Origin of the sequence: Saliniradius amylolyticus (assembly GCF_003143555.1) — a bacterium.
GTDB classification, from domain to species: domain Bacteria; phylum Pseudomonadota; class Gammaproteobacteria; order Enterobacterales; family Alteromonadaceae; genus Saliniradius; species Saliniradius amylolyticus.
In genome coordinates this window covers 429324-445515 of sequence record NZ_CP029347.1, presented here as the reverse complement: position 1 = coordinate 445515, position 16192 = coordinate 429324, and the positions used below count along the sequence as shown (strand labels likewise).

Here is a 16192-nt window from a genome sequence, read left to right as displayed (position 1 = left end):
AGGGGTCGCGAGATTTTATGGACCCACTTATAAACCCGGTATTTTAGCATCAAGCGGCCCATCTTCGCTACGTCAATTATGATTTAACTTAGGTTTTCTTGCCCAACAGGGAAAGGAACAGGCGAACCCAGCGTTTTTAACATTTTGATTACACCTGGCCCGCAAGAGGGGGCTGAAACAAAAGCGCCGCCCAAAGGCGGCGCGAATAATAGAGCACGTTACCAGTCTCTCAAAGGAGATATATCGGCGTCGTAATCCACGTTATCAAAATCGAAACCGAACAAGTGCAGAAACTCGCTGTGATAACCGGCATAGTCAGACAACTCATGGAAGTTGTCTTGGGTCACCTGATCCCACAAGGCCTTAATTTTGGCCTGAGTCGCGTCGTTAGTTTCCTTACCATCCATGCGCAAACGGTTGGTATCATCGGTATCCGGACTGTCCACCAGCAGCTTTTCACGGAACAAACCGTCGATCTGCTCAATGCAACCTTCATGGGTCCCTTCTTCTTTCATGACTTTATAAATCAAGGAGATATAAAGCGGCATGACGGGAATGGCCGAACTGGCCTGAGTTACCAGGGCCTTCAGGGAAGACACATAAGCCTGTACCTTGGGATTTTGACTGATGGCCGACGCCGCCCGGTCCAAATCTTCCTTAGCTTTACCAATAGTGGCATTACCATAGATGGGCCAGGTCAGTTCCTTGCCGATATAGGTATAGGCAGTGGTTTTACAGTTATCCGCCAGAACTCCGGCCTTATCCAGAGCGTCGATCCACATTTCCCAGTCTTCCCCGCCCATGACCTTGACCGTATTAGCGATCTCTTCATCGTTGGCAGGATCCAGTGTGACTTCATGGATCTTGTCTTTATCCGTGTCATAGGTCTTGGTGGTGTAAGCCTGTCCTACTGGTTTTAACGTGGACTTGTATGTCTCCCCGCTATTTGGATCAGTCCGACGCGGCGACGCCAGGCTGTAGATCACCAAATCCACCTGTCCCAAATCCGCCTTGATAGCCTCAATAGTTTCCTGCTTGATCTCATTAGAGAACGCATCCCCATTGATGGTATGTGCATATTTACCGGCTTTTTGCGCCTCGTCGTGGAATGCCGCTGTGTTATACCAGCCGGCCGTTCCCGTCTTGCGCTCGGACGGCGCTTTTTCAAAACACACACCCAGGGTTTTGGCGTTATAACCGAACGCCGATACGATGCGGGAAGCCAGCCCATAACCAGTAGAGCAACCGATCACCAAAACATTCTTTGGTCCCTCGCCGGGGTGATCCTGCTGCTGTACATAGCCGATCTGACGGCGAACATTTTCGGCACACCCCTCTGGATGGGCGTTAGTACAAATGAATCCGCGAACCTTTGGCTTTATAACCATTGCCATTTTTCCTCGTTAAAATTTGCGCCTATTGTAGTTGTCCCTTATCAGGAAACAACTCGGAGCAGAGAGCTATCGTCCAGCCCGGTTGAGGTAATATTCCATCTCTGAAAATTTGTGATAGTCACTGACCTGCTGCTGAAACGCGGAATATGACTGGTACACCTTGTTAAACATGGGGTCCTGTTTGGACTGCTCCTGCATAACTTCGGTCGACGCCTGTTTCAATGCCCGCATCACTTCGTCGGGCAGTGGCCGCATATCAACCCCGTGCTGTTTAACTAGCTGGGTCATGGCCGACTGATTACGGGCAGTGTATTCGTCCAGCATGTCCTGGTTTACGGCTCGTGTGGCGACACGGATAATGGCCTGCAAATCCTCAGGCAACCTGTTATAAGCCTTCTCATTAACGGTAAACTCCAGCATGGCACCCGGCTCGTGCCAGCCAGAGTAATAGTAATACTGCGCCGCTTTATGGAAACCAAACGCCAGGTCATTGTAGGGGCCGACCCACTCGGTGGCATCAATAGCACCGGTTTGCAGTGACGTGAATATTTCGCCCCCGGTCAGTGAAACCGGCACCCCGCCGAGCTTTTCAAACACCTCGCCCCCTAAGCCGGGAATGCGCATTTTCAGGCCTTTCAGGTCGTCAACGCTGTTGATTTCCTTTTGAAACCAACCGGCCATCTGTACGCCAGTATTGCCACCTGCAAAAGGGATCACACCGAAGGGCTTGTATAACTCACGCCACAACTCCTGACCACCGCCATAGTGGATCCAAGCATTCATCTCGGTCGCGTTCATACCAAAAGGAATGGTCGTGAAGATCTGTGCCGCAGGCATCTTCCCTTTCCAATAATAACTGCCTGCGTGACCCATTTCAGCAGTGCCTCTGGAAACCGCATCGAACACCTCAAAGCCAGGCACCAGTTCCCCCGCGCCATAGACCTTGATATTCAGCCGCCCACCGGACATTTCCTTCACATAACGGGCAAAAGTCTCGGGGGCCCGTCCCAGGCCGGGAAAATTCTTCGGCCAGGAGGTCACTAATTTCCAGCTATAAGTTTTCGCCGGTGGGGCTGGTTCGGCCGAACCAGCGGGCTGGGGCTTGTCACCACAACCGGATAACAACAGCATGATAAATAACAAACAGGAGAGCAGTTTCATAATGAGTCCTTAAAATGAGCTATTGGTCGTAAAGCGTTTCCGGCAGCCAGGTAACCAGTTCCGGCCAGATTGCCAACATGGCCAGCAAGAGTAACTGAATCAGAATAAAGGGAATCACGCCCAAATACATCTGTGAGGTGGGGACACTAGCCGGGGCCACCCCACGCAGATAAAACAGGGCAAAACCAAAAGGTGGCGTTAAGAAAGAAGTTTGCAGATTGACCGCGATCATAATGCCTAACCAGATGGGGTCGATTCCCATAGCCAGGAGCACAGGCCCAATGATAGGCACCACCACAAAGGTGATTTCGATAAAATCCAGAATAAAGCCGAGCAGGAAAATCACCAGCATCACCACCAGCATCGCGGTGAAGACGCCACCAGGCAGGCCCGTAAGAAAGTCTTCGATCAGCACCTCACCGCCCAGGCCACGAAATACGAGCGAGAAAACAGAGGCTCCGATGAGGATCAAAAACACCATACTGGTGATCTTGGTGGTGTTCATCATCACTTCTTTTAAGGTCTTCATACTAAGTTGGCGCTGACTTACTGCTAACAGCAGTGCGCCCACAGCCCCCACCGCGGCCGCTTCTGTAGGCGTGGCAAGACCTGCAAGAATGGAGCCCAGCACCACCACCATTAAGGCCAGAGGCGGGAATAGCGCCTGTAATAAGAGCGTCAGTGACAATGGCTGCGGTTGTTCCTCATCGGACTGCTCGATCTGAGATGGCCTATATAGCCCGACGCCCAGCACATAGATCAGGTACATCCCCACTAGTATCAGTCCCGGTACTATTGCCCCTACAAAGAGGTCCCCTACCGACACTGACTCGGGGGAGAAAATCCCCATATCAATCTGGGCTTGCTGATAGGCGCTGGAGAGCACATCTCCCAAAAGAACCAACGCAATGGACGGTGGAATGATCTGACCTAAGGTACCGGTGGCGCAGATACTGCCAGCGGCCAACGCCGGATGATAGCCGCGCTTGAGCATCGTAGGCAGGGATAGTAACCCCATGGTCACCACAGTCGCTCCCACAATACCGGTACTGGCAGCCATTAACATGCCCACCAGAATAACGGACACCGCAAGCCCGGCTTTGTAGCGGCCAAACACCTGAGCCATAGCCTGCAAGAGCTGCTCTGCGAGCCTGGATTTCTCCAGCATTACCCCCATAAATACAAACAGCGGCACCGCCAGTAAGGTTTGATTGGTCATGATACCGTATAGGCGATTTGGCAGAGCCTGCAGGTAACTGAGCTCAAAAGCGCCGAACAGGGAGCAGACACCGGCAAACAGCAACGCCGTGCCGGCCAGGGAAAACGCCACCGGGAACCCCAGCATTAATACAACGCACACCAAGACAAAAAGAACCAGAGCGAGGATTTCCATTAACTTGCCTCCTCGCGGTATGTCAGACGCAGTCCTATGCCCTGCCGGGTAGCAATCGCAACCCCCTGCAATAACAGGGTGAGTGCAAATAAGGGCAGCAAGGACTTGAGCACAAACACCAAAGGGAGGCCTCCAGCTTCCTGCGAGGTCTCCAGTAATTGCCAAGAGCTGGCCACATAGTCCAGGCTGGCCCAGAAGATAAATCCCGTTACTGGCAATAACAGCAATATGCTGCCGAACAGATCGACCCAAGCCTTACCTTTGTGGGACATGCGCCGATATAGGATATCAACCCTGACATGCTCATCCACCTGCAGCGTATAAGCTGCGCCTAACATAAACACCGCCGCATGGAGATACATGGCGCTTTCTTGAAGGGCAATCCATCCAAGATTAAAGCCGTAACGCAGCACCACCACCACAAAGACAATGATCACCATCAAAAGGGTAAACCAACTGATGAGTTGGCAGAGACGCCGATGCAAGAGATCGATAAACACACAGAACTTCGGGGTGTTTTCGGACATGGGGTTAGTTATTGTTATTTATTGATGCACCGCTTTTAACAAAAAACTAACGAGATTGGAATAACAACCGGCAGAAGTAACGCTAAAGATAGCTGTCAGTTATCGGTTCTGGAGGTCATTGGATTACGCGTTAACGACGGTCATTTTAAGGTCCACAAAACCTGAATCCGCGCTGGATGCGCCGCCTTAACTGAACGCTCATCTACCGCTTCCTGACGACGACCCCTGGCGGAAGGGGCCTGTTTACTGAACGCCTTATTCAGTATTCACGAGGCTTGACGCTCACCGCCAAGACAACGCGGAGAATCCGGTGTTTCACCATACAAGCCATGCCACTCTGAGTCAGTGTAGGTGTGCAGCGCCAAAGCATGAATATGATTGGCCAACTCCTCTCTTAGAACCTTGTTCACCGCCCGATGGCGGTTGATCAGTCGCTCACCATGAAATTTGGGAGACACCAACACTACTTTGAAATGAGTCTCAGAACCTGCAGCGACATTGTGCTGATGGCTCTCATTAAGCACCTCCAAGTGTTCTGGCGAAAAGTGCTCGCTCAGCTTGTCTTCAATTACAGACTGAATATGCATAGTGTCCCCTTGTATCACGTCTCTGGAATTACTAAATGTAGATGCCTATTTGCCGAAGCTACACCGTATTTTACTGACTCGAGAGTAACTCATTGAGTTGCTGCCATATAATTTTTTGTCACCGATCCCAAGCCAATTATTCTACCGAATGAATCCAACGGAAGGTGAGATTGACTCTGGGGCTGGTTATCTTCTTGGTTCGCGCCATACCGTGCTGCCAGCACTTCTGAGTATCACCACGCATGATTAACACACTCCCGTGAGCCAGTGGCAAACGGACCTTCTGGCCGGTTTTCTTGTGTCGAAGATCAAAGCCACGCTCAGCACCGAAACTGACCGACGCAATCACAGGACGACTACCCAGCTCAGGCTCATCATCACTGTGCCAGCCCATAGCGTCGTTACCATCCCGATATAAATTAGCCAGGACACTGTTAAATCTGCAGTCAGCCAACCTCTCGCAGCGCAGCTTGATCGCCTCCAGTACCGGCAACCAGGGTCTGGGCTGCATCGTCAGTCCCGAATAGCGGTAGTTCGCGCTTGAATCCCCATACCAAGCCTGCAGCCGGGGAATATTCACTTTCTTACCATACAGACAGATTCTGTCTTGTCGCCAGTGCAACTGAGTCATTAGCTGAGCCAATAGTTCATCGGCTTGTGCCCGATCATAGGCCTCGGGAAAATAATCCAACGTGGCGTCGGGCAATTCTACAGGCTCAGGGCCGAACAGTGATGCTTGCATTGGCTTTGGCTTGCGATCCGTACATATATCCGTATCTTACCATTTTTAGTTCAGTGATACGCCCAGAGGTACTATGAGAATCCTATTAACCGCCCTGTGCTGGCTGCTTGTCAGCTCCGCCTATGCCATCGGCGATGGCTCTGAAATCCAGCCCGCGGATATTTTCCCCCGGGTGAAAATCGAAACCAATATGGGGAATATCGTTGTAGAGCTGGACAGGATCAAAACACCCATCACTACCAACAATTTCCTGTTGTATGTAACCCGGGGAAGCTACAAGGGCACCATTTTTCACCGAGTTGTGAAAGACTTCGTGGTTCAGGGCGGCGGCTATGATAAAGACTACAACGCCAAGCCCACGATTCGCACTATCTTCAACGAATCCGGCAGTGGCAACAAAAACGAAATGTACACCATTGCCATGGCGCGCGAGAAAGACCCGCATACCGCTAACCGCCAGTTTTACTTTAACATGAACGACAATCCAAGCCTGGATCCGGGCCGCAAATGGGGCTATGCCGTTTTTGGCCGAGTGGTGGAAGGCACTGAAGTCTTGGATAAGATGGCGGATGTTGAAACTCATACCGCCCCTGAACTCGGTTGGACCGATGTGCCGAAAGAGCCTCTGGTGATCGAAAAGGCCACTCTGCTCCCTCAGCAATTCTAATGCCTAGCGCTGTTGCTTGATCATCTCATAGGCGGCCTGTATATCCTGAGCCTTGTTTTTCGATAGCTCAATGGCCTGTTTCGGCAGGCCTTTGGCGATGAGTTTATCTGGGTGGTGTTCGCTCATCAGCTTGCGGTAAGCCTTCTTAATGGTGGCCATATCATCGCTGGGCTTTACCCCCAGGATCTGATACGCATCATTCAAACTCTGTTTGTCCGAACTGCTGCGCTGTTGACGTTGCCGCCGCTGACCGTCGCCGCGCTGCCGGGAACGAAACCGTTGCTCGGCCTCATAAACCGATAGCAGGTAGGAAAACTCATGGCGTTTAAAGCCAAGAGTCTGAGCAATCTTCTCCAGCACTCTCTGCTCAGCGGAATCCAGGCGACCATCGGCGTACGCTGCCTGGATTAGGATTTCTAAAAACACCTGTAATACATCGCGGCGCGAAAAGCACGACTGTTTGAATTCATTTAGGGTATCGATTAGCGGAAAATCTGCGGCTTTACCCTCTCGAAAGGCCTGTTGCGCTTCTTTTAAAGTATCTCCGGCGAGCCCCATCTGCTTCATCAATCCAGAAGCAATGTCGATTTCTTCGCGGGTCACCCTACCATCGGCTTTGGCGACATGCCCCATGGCAGAAAACAGTGCATGGAAAAAAATTGCCTGGCGCTGATAATCGTCGCTTTGACCAAAAAAGCGACCCAGTCCCCCCATTTGATTAAAATCCTGACTGTAGCCCCGATCAAAAAGATGACCGACGATAAACCCAAGAATGGCACCAGGGATGCGTCCGAACATAAAGCCAAACAGAGTGCCAAGCAGTTTTCCCCAAAAGGGCATTGTTGTCCTTCCTAAATCTTCGCATTGCACGGTAGTGACGCCACTATACCAAAGCTTGCCCGCGAGGAAACCAGCTCCTGTTCATCGCACTGTGGTACGTTAGAAACAACAAAGCCTGAGTTTTTTGTGTCATCGCTGGTAAAACCAGACGAAAGCTTTAAAATTGCCTGCTAATTTAAGCTAAGTTGCCGTTCATACGTATTATTCTCAGTGCGCATCCATTTATGAGTCTGTTCCGTTATCTAGTGCCCCTGCTGCTCTTAACCAGCTGTTTGTCTCACGCAGCCGAGGCCCCTTTATGCCCGGTGCCCCCAGTATCCGAACCAGAGCTCCTGGCAGGAGATAACCCCAATATTGTGGTTACCGCCGATAAGGCTCAGATTAACCAGGATACTCTGGCATTTTTTAGTGGTAATGTGGACATACAGAGCCGCGATGCGCAGATCCACGCCCAACAAGCGACTTACAACAAGCGGGAGCAGTTCCTTGGAGCCACCGGCGATATTCGCTACCGGGATCGCCAGATCGAGGTCACCAGTGATGACCTTTTCCTTGATGCAGACTCCGGCAGGTTAAACCTTCGTCAAACCCAATATCGTCTGTCCGCCTACCCCGGGCGCGGAGCTGCTGGTTCCATCGGCATCAATCAGCGCGAAGGTATCGTACTTGATGATGTGACCTTCACCACTTGTCCGGCAGGCCAGGAAGACTGGGCTCTGAAAGCAGGCAGTCTGGAATTGTCGCCAGGCAAGATTTGGGGGGAAGCCAAACACACCCGCTTGTATATCGCCGATGTGCCCGTGTTATATCTGCCGTACTTTAGTTTTCCGGTCACCGACCGCCGCCAGTCTGGTCTGTTATTTCCCAAGTTTACCAGTTCCGATCGTGTCGGTCTGAGTTACGAACAACCCTATTATTGGAATATTGCTCCCAATATGGATCTAACCCTAAGCCCCCGGGTCATGACCGACCGGGGAGTGCAGCTTAAGACCGAATTTCGTTACCTATCCAGGAAGCACCAAGGACAGCTCAATCTTGAATACCTGGACAATGACCGTCGTTTTGAGCTGAATGAAGCCCGTTACGCTTACCGGCTCTCTCATTTAAGCCAACTCTCAGAGAACTGGTTGTTCAGCGCCGATATCAATGACATCAGCGACGATAACTACATTGTGGATCTGGGGTCAGACTTTTATAGCCGTGCTGACACTCACCTTTATCAGACTCTCAAACTAGACTATTTTTCCGAAACACTTAGCCTGAACATGCAGTTACGAGACTTTGAAATCATCGGCGATCACCCGGAGAGTTATCGGACACTTCCCGAAATCAAGCTCAACTATCAGGTTCCTTTTGGTTCTGTCGCCCACTTTGGGCTGCACTCTGAATTAGCGTATTTCGATAGCCCGGACCCAGGCAAACACGCCGCAAGCCGATTTCACATAGCGCCAACTTTATCATTACCCCTATCCAACGAATGGGGCGAGCTGCTTGGCGAGGTCAGTGTGTTACATACCCGCTATCACCAGGATGTAGCCGCCGATTCCACTCTGGCGAAAAATACCAGCCGTACTTTGGGTAAAGCCAGACTATACGGTGCCATAAACTTTGAGCGGACATTGAACTTTTCCGGTCAGTCCCTGACTCAGACTCTGGAACCCAAGATGCAATATCTGTATACCAGCTATGAGGATCAGTCAGAAATCGGTCTTTACGATACCAACCGCTTGTTAAACGATTATGATGGCCTGTTCCGAGGCCAGAGCTTTGCGGGTCTGGACCGAATCAGCGACGCCAATCACCTTACGGTAGGTTTGACTTCGCGACTGATGGATGAATCGGAGTCAGAGTTATTGCGAGCCAGTATTGGTCAAATCTTTTACCTGCAAACACCCGAGATGGGAAATGCTCAGCAGAACAGTGACCGCTCAGCTCTGGCGGGGGAATTGGACTGGCGCATCAACAACCATTGGAGCCTGCAAACTGAGCTTCAGTTGGGTGCGGAAGACCAAGCAATGGAACGAAGCTCCATGAGCCTGAATTATCAGCCCTCCGCCAGTAAGTTATTGCAAGCGACTTACCGGTATGTCGAAAACATCGGTAATGAGGAAATCGAACAGGCAGGTTTTACCGTTGCCTGGCCTTTAGCCAAGCGCTGGCAGTGGGTAGCACGCTGGTATCATGATTTAACACAGCACCGTTCCATCGAGACCTACACTGGCCTACAATACGATTCCTGTTGCTGGTCAATACGCTTGGTTGCGCAACGCTACTTGAGCAACCGGTTTGATGCGTTGGGACATCAGAACACCAATGAATTCGAGTCAGGCATCTCGTTACAATTTGAATTTAAGGGAATGGGCAGCAGTGACTCGGCCCGCTCATTGCTCGACGAAGGCTTGTTTGGTTACAGACAGCCTTATTTTGTCAATCAATAATGAAGTTGGATATGAAATTAAAAGTTGTCTTATTATCGTTTCTCGCACTGTGGCTGAGCACAGCTCACAGTCAACCAAAAGAACTGGATAAGGTCGCGGTTATCGTCGATCAAGGCGTGATACTGGAAAGTGAAATCCAGAGCCGACTACAACAAGTCAAGCAAGAGGCTCTGGCCTCAGGTCAGGATCTTCCTTCCGAGCGGGCTTTACGTACTCAGGTCACCGAACGCCTGATTATGGAGAATCTGCAAATGCAGATGGCTGACCGCATGGGGATGCAAATCAGCGACCCTCAACTTGACCAGACCATCGCTAATATCGCCGCAGAACAAGGCATGACACTGGCGCAATTGCGCGGCCAAGTGGCAAAAGATGGCTTAAGCTATGACGAATACCGCGAGCAGGTGCGCCGCCAGTTAATCATGGGCGAAGTCAGACGTGCGAATGTGCGCCGCCGGGTCTATATCACCCCGCAGGAAGTCCAGAACCTGGTGGAGTTAATGAAAGAACAAGGTCAGCAGCAAGCCGAATATCGTTTGGGGCATATTCTGATCGGATTCCCACCGGAACCGTCCGATGAAGATATTGAAAGCGCGCGTGACCGAGCGGCTAAAGTACTGGATCTGCTCAGTCAGGGTTCTGATTTTGCCAAAATCGCCATCGCGTCCTCCTCTGGCTCTAAAGCTCTGGAAGGCGGTGATATGGGTTGGCTGAACATCAACGCCATGCCCACCCTGTTTGCAGAAGCGGTGCAAGGCAAAGATAAAGGCGAACTCATCGGTCCGATTCGCAGCGGTGCCGGCTTTCACATTTTGAAAATCCAGGACACCCGGGGACTGGAAACCGTTGAAGTAGAGGAAGTTAAGGCCCGTCATATTTTAATGAAACCCTCGGTCATCCTGAGCGAAGAAAAAATTCGCACTATGATGAAAGACTTCCGTGAACAGCTCATCGCTGGTGAGGCAGACTTCGCAGAACTGGCCAAAGAACACTCAGAGGATCCTGGCTCTGCGCTCAAAGGCGGAGAGCTGGGCTGGGCCGACCCCGAGAACTACGTCCCCGAGTTCCGTCAGGCGCTGGCCAGACTCGAGAAAGACCAGTACAGCCAACCGGTTCGTTCCACACATGGCTGGCATCTCATTCAGCTCCAGGATCGCCGTATCAGCGATGCCACCGAGGAGCGCCGTCAAAACAAAGCCTATCAGCTCCTGTTCAAACGCCGCTTTGCTGAGGAAGCCGACAGCTGGATGCGAGAAATGCGCGACCAGGCATACATAGAGGTGGTGGAGTAAACCATGACCGTTCGTATTGCGGTAACGCCGGGGGAACCCGCCGGCGTTGGCCCCGACTTGCTGATCCAACTGATTCAGCAACAGTGGCGCGCTCAATTGGTGGCTTTTGCTGACCCTGCGATGCTGCAAGCGCGGGCCAGCCAATTAGGCTTGCCACTTGAACTGCTCCCCTACAAGTCCGAACAGAGGCAACCTGCAAGGCCGGGGCAGCTGTATATACACCCCATTAGCGGCTCTAGTCCGGTGACAGCCGGAAAGCTGGACGCCGGCAACGGACACTATGTGGTGCAAACTTTAGAGCAGGCCTGCAAGAAAAATCTCAGTGGCGAATTTGATGCCGTAGTGACCGGTCCGGTTCATAAAGGAATCATTAACGAGGCAGGCATCTCTTTTAGCGGCCACACCGAGTTTTTTGCACAGCAAAGCAACATCTCCGATGTGGTTATGATGCTCGCCACCGAAGGACTACGAGTGGTTCTTGCGACCACTCACATTCCCCTGGCGTACGTGGCCAAAGCGATTACCCGCGAACGGTTAAACAGAGTACTCACTATTGTTCACGAGGACCTAAAAACTAAGTTTGGTATCGACAACCCCAAGATCTATGTATGTGGACTCAATCCCCACGCGGGTGAGGGAGGCCACTTGGGGAGTGAGGAGATCGATATCATAGAACCGGCCCTGGATGAACTGCGACAGCAGGGCCTGAACCTTACCGGACCACTGCCTGCCGACACTATTTTTCAGCCCAAGTATCTCGAGCAAGCCGACGCCATTCTAGCCATGTACCACGACCAGGGCCTGCCAGTACTGAAATATAAAGGCTTCGGTGCCGCCGTTAATATTACTCTGGGGCTGCCCTTTATCCGCACCTCAGTGGATCACGGCACCGCGTTAGACTTGGCCGGCACCGGACAGGCCGACACCGGCAGTTTTTCCATCGCGCTGAATAAGGCCATTGAAATGGCAGAGGTGCAACAATGAGTCGTCAGCATTTGGGCCACACTGCCCGTAAGCGCTTTGGCCAAAACTTTCTTCATGACGCCCTGGTAATACAGCGCATCGTGGATGCTATCTCCCCACAAAAGGGGCAGGCACTGGTTGAAATTGGCCCAGGCCTCGGCGCACTAACAGAACCGGTGTGTGAACAGGTGGATCACCTTACCGTGGTGGAACTTGACCGGGATCTGGCCAAGCGCTTGCGCCACCACCCCTTCATGGCTGATAAACTGACGATCGTCGAGCAGGATGCCCTTAAGTATGACTTTCACCAGCTTTGCCCTGAAAACGGTAAGCTACGAGTATTTGGCAACCTGCCCTATAACATCTCTACGCCCCTGATGTTTCACCTCTTCGCTCAGTCCGAGTGCATTGAGGATATGCATTTCATGTTGCAAAAAGAAGTGGTTAAACGGCTGGCTGCCAGTCCAGGCAATAAAAACTACGGACGGCTTTCCGTCATGGCTCAGTATTATTGCCAGGTGGAATCGGTCCTCGAGGTTCCCCCGGCGGCATTTAATCCACCGCCAAAGGTGGACTCGGCCATTGTGCGCCTGATTCCCCATACCAATAAACCGGTTCAGGTAAACAATGAAAGCACATTGGCCAGTATCTGCACTCAGGCCTTTAACCAGCGCCGGAAAACCATTAGAAACAGCCTGAAGAACAGTTTATCCGCTGACCAGATCGCCTCCGTTGGCATTAAACCGGAGAGTCGTGCCGAAGTCCTATCGTTGGAAGACTTCGCGCGTTTGGCTAATCTGATTCACGTTGAGGAGTAATTTTGCCCCCTGAGTCCATTCATATCACCGCCGAGGTTCAATATCTTCCCAAAAGCTCGGACCCTGAACAAGACCAGTTTGCCTTTGCCTACCACATTAGGATTACCAACGAGGGCGAACAGACGGTACAACTCATTAACCGGTATTGGTTGATCACCGATGGCAATGGCACCCATAAAGAGGTGGCGGGCTCTGGCGTAGTGGGTCAGCAACCCCAGATTGCCCCCGGGGAGAGCTACGAGTACACCAGCGGCGCCATGTTGGAAACCCCGGTCGGTACCATGCAAGGCCACTATGATATGCAAACGGCGTCTGGCGAGACATTTCAGGCCCACATCCCGGTATTTACCCTGGCCGATCCCAAACAGGTTAATTAGTTATGGCTCGCTATGTGGTTGGCGATATTCAAGGCTGTTACTCCGGGCTACGTCGCTTACTGGATAAGTGTCAGTTCAGTCCCGAACGGGACAGCTTGTATGCGGTCGGCGACTTGATTGGCCGCGGTGCAGAGGCAAAGGAAACGTTGGACTACCTTTTGTCTTTAGGCGATAGCTTTCAAACGGTGTTGGGTAACCATGACCTGCATTTTTTAGCCGTACACCTCGAGCTTGCAAAGAATAAGCCCAGTAATGGCTTTGAGCCATTGCTTGAGAGCAGACACCGGGATGAATATGTTCACTGGCTACGCCATTGTCCGCTTGCCCTGGCTCCGGTCTCGAACACTCTGATGACTCACGCAGGCTTATACCCGCACTGGAGCATTGAGCATGCCCTGGATCAGGCTACTTTTGTTAGTCAACAGCTTCGATCACAGGGTTGGCAAGCGGTGCTCTCTCATATGTACGGAGATGAGCCCAGAGTCTGGTCCGATGACTTACCGACAAAGCAACGCAATCGCTTTATCATTAATGCTCTGACTCGAATGCGCTACGTTACCGCCGACGGCGCCCTGGAGCTGAAGACGAAAACCTCGACCGCCCAGGCACCTAAAGAGCTTTATCCCTGGTTCAAACACCCTGAATTTAGCCTTAAACCGGGCCAAAGGGTGATTTTCGGCCATTGGGCCGCATTGGAGTGCAAAACCCAAAACGAGCATGTTATTGGATTGGATAGCGGCTATATTTGGGGAGGGAGTATGACAGCATTGGATTTGGACACTGGTCAGTGCACTCGGGTCCCTCATCTTAAAGGTTAGCCCGAACTGGTCGATAGCCTGTCTGATGGTTGCAAAAATGCCACCACCCTATCACTAAGGCATTGTTTTTTAGTGATCCTAAGTTATAAATTTGTGACAATGAACCGGCAATGATTGTTTTTCGGGGAAGACTATGAAATTAACAGTAGCCATGCGAGTTATTGGTGGCTTTGCCATCATCACCCTGTTGCTATTTATTATCAGTATTACATCGCTGATCAATCTCAACAGTGTGGACAGTGAAATAGAGCAAGTAAACCAATTGGCCGTCCCCACCTTACAGGGCAGCTCAAACCTCAAGGTTACCTTTGTCGATATGGGCCGTATCGCCATCACCGCTTTCCACGAAAAGACCGTTTCAGCTCTTGAGGAACGCTTAGGTCATTACCAGGAATCTAAAAATGAGTTCAACTCGGTTCTGGGCAATCTTAAGCAAACCGTTACTAGTGAGCCGACACTTAAAGAAGAAGTTGCCGAGGTCGAAAGAGCGTACGGCCGGTACAGTGATAACGTGCAGTCCATGTTTGATAGCCGGATTGCTGACCTGGAACTGGCCGCCAGCCTGCAGAGCCAGTTAGAGGATGTGGAAATAACCATTGATGACACCACCATGATGCTGCTCGACTTCTCCGATATGGACGCAGCGCGGGGCGATGGCCCCCTAGCAGACGCTGCGATGGTGGGCATGGATTTAGAAGCCGAGTTAGTAGCTCTGATTACCGTGGCATCCAACTACCTGAAAACTGAAACGTTAACGCGTGCTGAAACCATAGGGAATGAGTTTAAGCTGCGTATGGAGACCGTCAGAGAGACGGCCAATAGTATGCGTTCTGCGGCAGGCAGTCAGAGTGATAATGATATGCTGGTTGAAATTATGGATATGGTCGACCGGGTCGAAGAAGGCGTAACCGGTTCTTCAGGCCTTATCCGTCGCCATGTTGAACGTCTTAACCACCAAAACCAGGCGGTTAATGCCCTCTCCGAATCGGAAGCCAATATTGAACAAGCTGTTAAGCAGCTCGATCAACTGTTAACCGATGCGAATAACATCACCACCGAAGCGAAGCAAAACGTTGCCAGCGCCGTTACCACGGGTAACACCAGTACGATCATCATCATGGTTATCTCAGCAGCCGCAGCGGCTGTGATTGCAATATTCAGCATCCGGGCAATCACCATTCCTCTGAACCGCGTCAACGAGATGCTGCATGTCGTATCGTCCGGTGATCTGACCAAGCGGTTGGATGACTCCTCTCAGGATGAGTTTGGTGAGTTGGCCAGAAACTGTAATAACCTGATTAATAGCCTTAAAGAGCTGATTTCGGGAATTTCTTCACGGGCCAGCCAATTAGCGGCCGCTTCTGAAGAAACCTCTGCAGTCACCGCCCAAACCACCAAGTCCATTCAGGAACAGAAGTCCCTGGTGGCACAGGTCGCTACAGCGACTACAGAGATGAACAGCACCTCGCAGACGGTGACCCAGAATGCCGAAGACACCCTGAGTGAAATTCGCCATGCAGATAAAGAAGCCCAGCGTGTTAAGCAGATTTCTAACGAAAACAAAGATACCATCCTGGTGCTGGCTAAAGACGTCCAGGAAGCCTCTGATGTGATTAATAAGCTGCATCAAGACAGTGCCAGCATTGGCGGAATACTGGATGTAATCCGAGGTGTGGCCGATCAAACCAATCTGTTAGCCCTGAACGCCGCTATTGAAGCTGCCAGGGCGGGCGAACAGGGTCGCGGCTTTGCGGTGGTTGCTGATGAAGTCAGAACCCTGGCCAGCCGAACTCAGGAGTCGACTCAGGAAATCCACTCCATGATCGAGATGCTACAGGCCGGTGCCGAGAAAGCCGTGAACGCAATGGAACAAGGCAAATCTCAAACCGAAGCCTGTGTTGAGAAAACCGAGCAGGCCACCGAAGCGCTGGATCTCATTACCAACGCGGTGCATAAGGCACATGATGTGAGCTCGCAAATTGAGCAGTCCGCGCGGGAACAGTACACGGTGTCTCAGGAAATCTCAGAGCGATTGGAAAACGTTGTATCTATCGCTGAGCAAACCGCAACAGGCGCCGAGCAGACCTCTGACTCAAGCCATGAAGTGGCCAAGCTGGCGGATGAACTGCAAGAGTCTATTAAGCAGTTCAAAGTGTAAGCAAAATAGCAGGCACA

15 protein-coding genes are annotated in these 16192 nt (G+C 51.5%); 8 read left to right on the top strand and 7 right to left on the bottom strand.

The window, feature by feature from the left end; genetic code table 11:
• Positions 1-218 precede the first annotated feature (218 nt).
• From fabV to HMF8227_RS02255, 6 genes are all read right to left on the bottom strand, one after another.
• Complete coding sequence (gene fabV / locus HMF8227_RS02280) at positions 219-1388, bottom strand: enoyl-ACP reductase FabV (RefSeq protein WP_109338631.1); 1170 nt, start codon at positions 1386-1388, stop codon at positions 219-221.
• Positions 1389-1460: 72 nt separating this feature from the next.
• Positions 1461-2555: a TRAP transporter substrate-binding protein DctP gene (locus HMF8227_RS02275; protein ID WP_109338630.1), complete on the bottom strand. Its 1095-nt coding sequence runs from the start codon at positions 2553-2555 to the stop codon at positions 1461-1463.
• A 19-nt stretch (positions 2556-2574) separates the two neighbouring features.
• Positions 2575-3948: a TRAP transporter large permease gene (locus HMF8227_RS02270; RefSeq protein WP_109338629.1), complete on the bottom strand. Its 1374-nt coding sequence runs from the start codon at positions 3946-3948 to the stop codon at positions 2575-2577.
• Positions 3948-4475, bottom strand: a complete 528-nt coding sequence (locus HMF8227_RS02265; RefSeq protein WP_109338628.1) for a TRAP transporter small permease subunit — start codon at positions 4473-4475, stop codon at positions 3948-3950. The genes HMF8227_RS02270 and HMF8227_RS02265 overlap by 1 nt, the downstream gene beginning before the upstream one ends.
• 266 nt (positions 4476-4741) lie before the next feature.
• The gene (locus HMF8227_RS02260) at positions 4742-5062 is read right to left on the bottom strand and encodes a BolA/IbaG family iron-sulfur metabolism protein (protein ID WP_109338627.1); all 321 of its coding nucleotides are present in this window, start codon (positions 5060-5062) and stop codon (positions 4742-4744) included.
• A 136-nt stretch (positions 5063-5198) separates the two neighbouring features.
• Positions 5199-5804 (bottom strand): alpha-ketoglutarate-dependent dioxygenase AlkB family protein, encoded by a 606-nt coding sequence (locus HMF8227_RS02255; protein WP_109338626.1) that lies wholly within the window; start codon positions 5802-5804, stop codon positions 5199-5201.
• Positions 5805-5877: 73 nt separating this feature from the next.
• On the opposite strand from HMF8227_RS02255, the gene HMF8227_RS02250 reads away from it, so the two are divergent.
• Entirely contained in the window at positions 5878-6471 is a 594-nt protein-coding gene (locus tag HMF8227_RS02250; RefSeq protein WP_109338625.1) for a peptidylprolyl isomerase, read from the top strand.
• 3 nt (positions 6472-6474) lie between these two features.
• On the opposite strand, the gene djlA is transcribed toward HMF8227_RS02250, so the two are convergent.
• Positions 6475-7311 (bottom strand): co-chaperone DjlA, encoded by an 837-nt coding sequence (djlA, locus tag HMF8227_RS02245; RefSeq protein WP_109338624.1) that lies wholly within the window; start codon positions 7309-7311, stop codon positions 6475-6477.
• 224 nt (positions 7312-7535) lie between these two features.
• Here djlA and HMF8227_RS02240 point away from each other — a divergent pair, with 224 nt between their 5' ends.
• The 7 genes from HMF8227_RS02240 to HMF8227_RS02210 all read left to right on the top strand — a co-directional run bounded on the left by HMF8227_RS02240 (position 7536) and on the right by HMF8227_RS02210 (position 16175).
• Positions 7536-9749, top strand: a complete 2214-nt coding sequence (locus tag HMF8227_RS02240; RefSeq protein WP_109338623.1) for an LPS-assembly protein LptD — start codon at positions 7536-7538, stop codon at positions 9747-9749.
• 11 nt (positions 9750-9760) lie between these two features.
• Entirely contained in the window at positions 9761-11041 is a 1281-nt protein-coding gene (gene surA / locus HMF8227_RS02235) for a peptidylprolyl isomerase SurA (RefSeq protein ID WP_109340985.1), read from the top strand.
• A gap of 3 nt (positions 11042-11044) precedes the next feature.
• The gene (pdxA, locus tag HMF8227_RS02230) at positions 11045-12025 is read left to right on the top strand and encodes a 4-hydroxythreonine-4-phosphate dehydrogenase PdxA (protein WP_109338622.1); all 981 of its coding nucleotides are present in this window, start codon (positions 11045-11047) and stop codon (positions 12023-12025) included.
• A complete protein-coding gene (rsmA, locus tag HMF8227_RS02225) occupies positions 12022-12822 on the top strand; it encodes a 16S rRNA (adenine(1518)-N(6)/adenine(1519)-N(6))-dimethyltransferase RsmA (RefSeq protein ID WP_109338621.1) in 801 nt (266 codons plus the stop codon). Before pdxA ends, rsmA begins: the two co-directional genes overlap by 4 nt.
• On the top strand, positions 12822-13199 hold the full coding sequence (gene apaG, locus HMF8227_RS02220; RefSeq protein ID WP_420820547.1) for a Co2+/Mg2+ efflux protein ApaG: 378 nt from the start codon (positions 12822-12824) through the stop codon (positions 13197-13199). The genes rsmA and apaG overlap by 1 nt, the downstream gene beginning before the upstream one ends.
• Before the next feature lie 2 nt (positions 13200-13201).
• Positions 13202-14017 (top strand): symmetrical bis(5'-nucleosyl)-tetraphosphatase, encoded by an 816-nt coding sequence (locus HMF8227_RS02215; RefSeq protein ID WP_109338619.1) that lies wholly within the window; start codon positions 13202-13204, stop codon positions 14015-14017.
• A gap of 133 nt (positions 14018-14150) precedes the next feature.
• Positions 14151-16175, top strand: coding sequence for a methyl-accepting chemotaxis protein (locus HMF8227_RS02210; RefSeq protein ID WP_109338618.1), 2025 nt, complete (start codon positions 14151-14153; stop codon positions 16173-16175).
• Positions 16176-16192: the final 17 nt, after the last annotated feature.

Excerpts from the sequence above, each read along its gene's own strand:
- HMF8227_RS02240 (WP_109338623.1), top strand. The coding sequence starts at position 7,536 with ATGAGTCTGTTCCGTTATCTAGTGCCCCTGCTGCTCTTAACCAGCTGT.
- pdxA (WP_109338622.1), top strand. The coding sequence starts at position 11,045 with ATGACCGTTCGTATTGCGGTAACGCCGGGGGAACCCGCCGGCGTTGGC.
- HMF8227_RS02255 (WP_109338626.1), bottom strand. The coding sequence starts at position 5,804 with ATGCAAGCATCACTGTTCGGCCCTGAGCCTGTAGAATTGCCCGACGCC.
- HMF8227_RS02215 (WP_109338619.1), top strand. The coding sequence starts at position 13,202 with ATGGCTCGCTATGTGGTTGGCGATATTCAAGGCTGTTACTCCGGGCTA.
- rsmA (WP_109338621.1), top strand. The coding sequence starts at position 12,022 with ATGAGTCGTCAGCATTTGGGCCACACTGCCCGTAAGCGCTTTGGCCAA.
- HMF8227_RS02260 (WP_109338627.1), bottom strand. The coding sequence starts at position 5,062 with ATGCATATTCAGTCTGTAATTGAAGACAAGCTGAGCGAGCACTTTTCG.
- HMF8227_RS02210 (WP_109338618.1), top strand. The coding sequence starts at position 14,151 with ATGAAATTAACAGTAGCCATGCGAGTTATTGGTGGCTTTGCCATCATC.
- HMF8227_RS02265 (WP_109338628.1), bottom strand. The coding sequence starts at position 4,475 with ATGTCCGAAAACACCCCGAAGTTCTGTGTGTTTATCGATCTCTTGCAT.
- surA (WP_109340985.1), top strand. The coding sequence starts at position 9,761 with ATGAAATTAAAAGTTGTCTTATTATCGTTTCTCGCACTGTGGCTGAGC.
- HMF8227_RS02250 (WP_109338625.1), top strand. The coding sequence starts at position 5,878 with ATGAGAATCCTATTAACCGCCCTGTGCTGGCTGCTTGTCAGCTCCGCC.
- HMF8227_RS02270 (WP_109338629.1), bottom strand. The coding sequence starts at position 3,948 with ATGGAAATCCTCGCTCTGGTTCTTTTTGTCTTGGTGTGCGTTGTATTA.
- HMF8227_RS02275 (WP_109338630.1), bottom strand. The coding sequence starts at position 2,555 with ATGAAACTGCTCTCCTGTTTGTTATTTATCATGCTGTTGTTATCCGGT.
- djlA (WP_109338624.1), bottom strand. The coding sequence starts at position 7,311 with ATGCCCTTTTGGGGAAAACTGCTTGGCACTCTGTTTGGCTTTATGTTC.
- fabV (WP_109338631.1), bottom strand. The coding sequence starts at position 1,388 with ATGGTTATAAAGCCAAAGGTTCGCGGATTCATTTGTACTAACGCCCAT.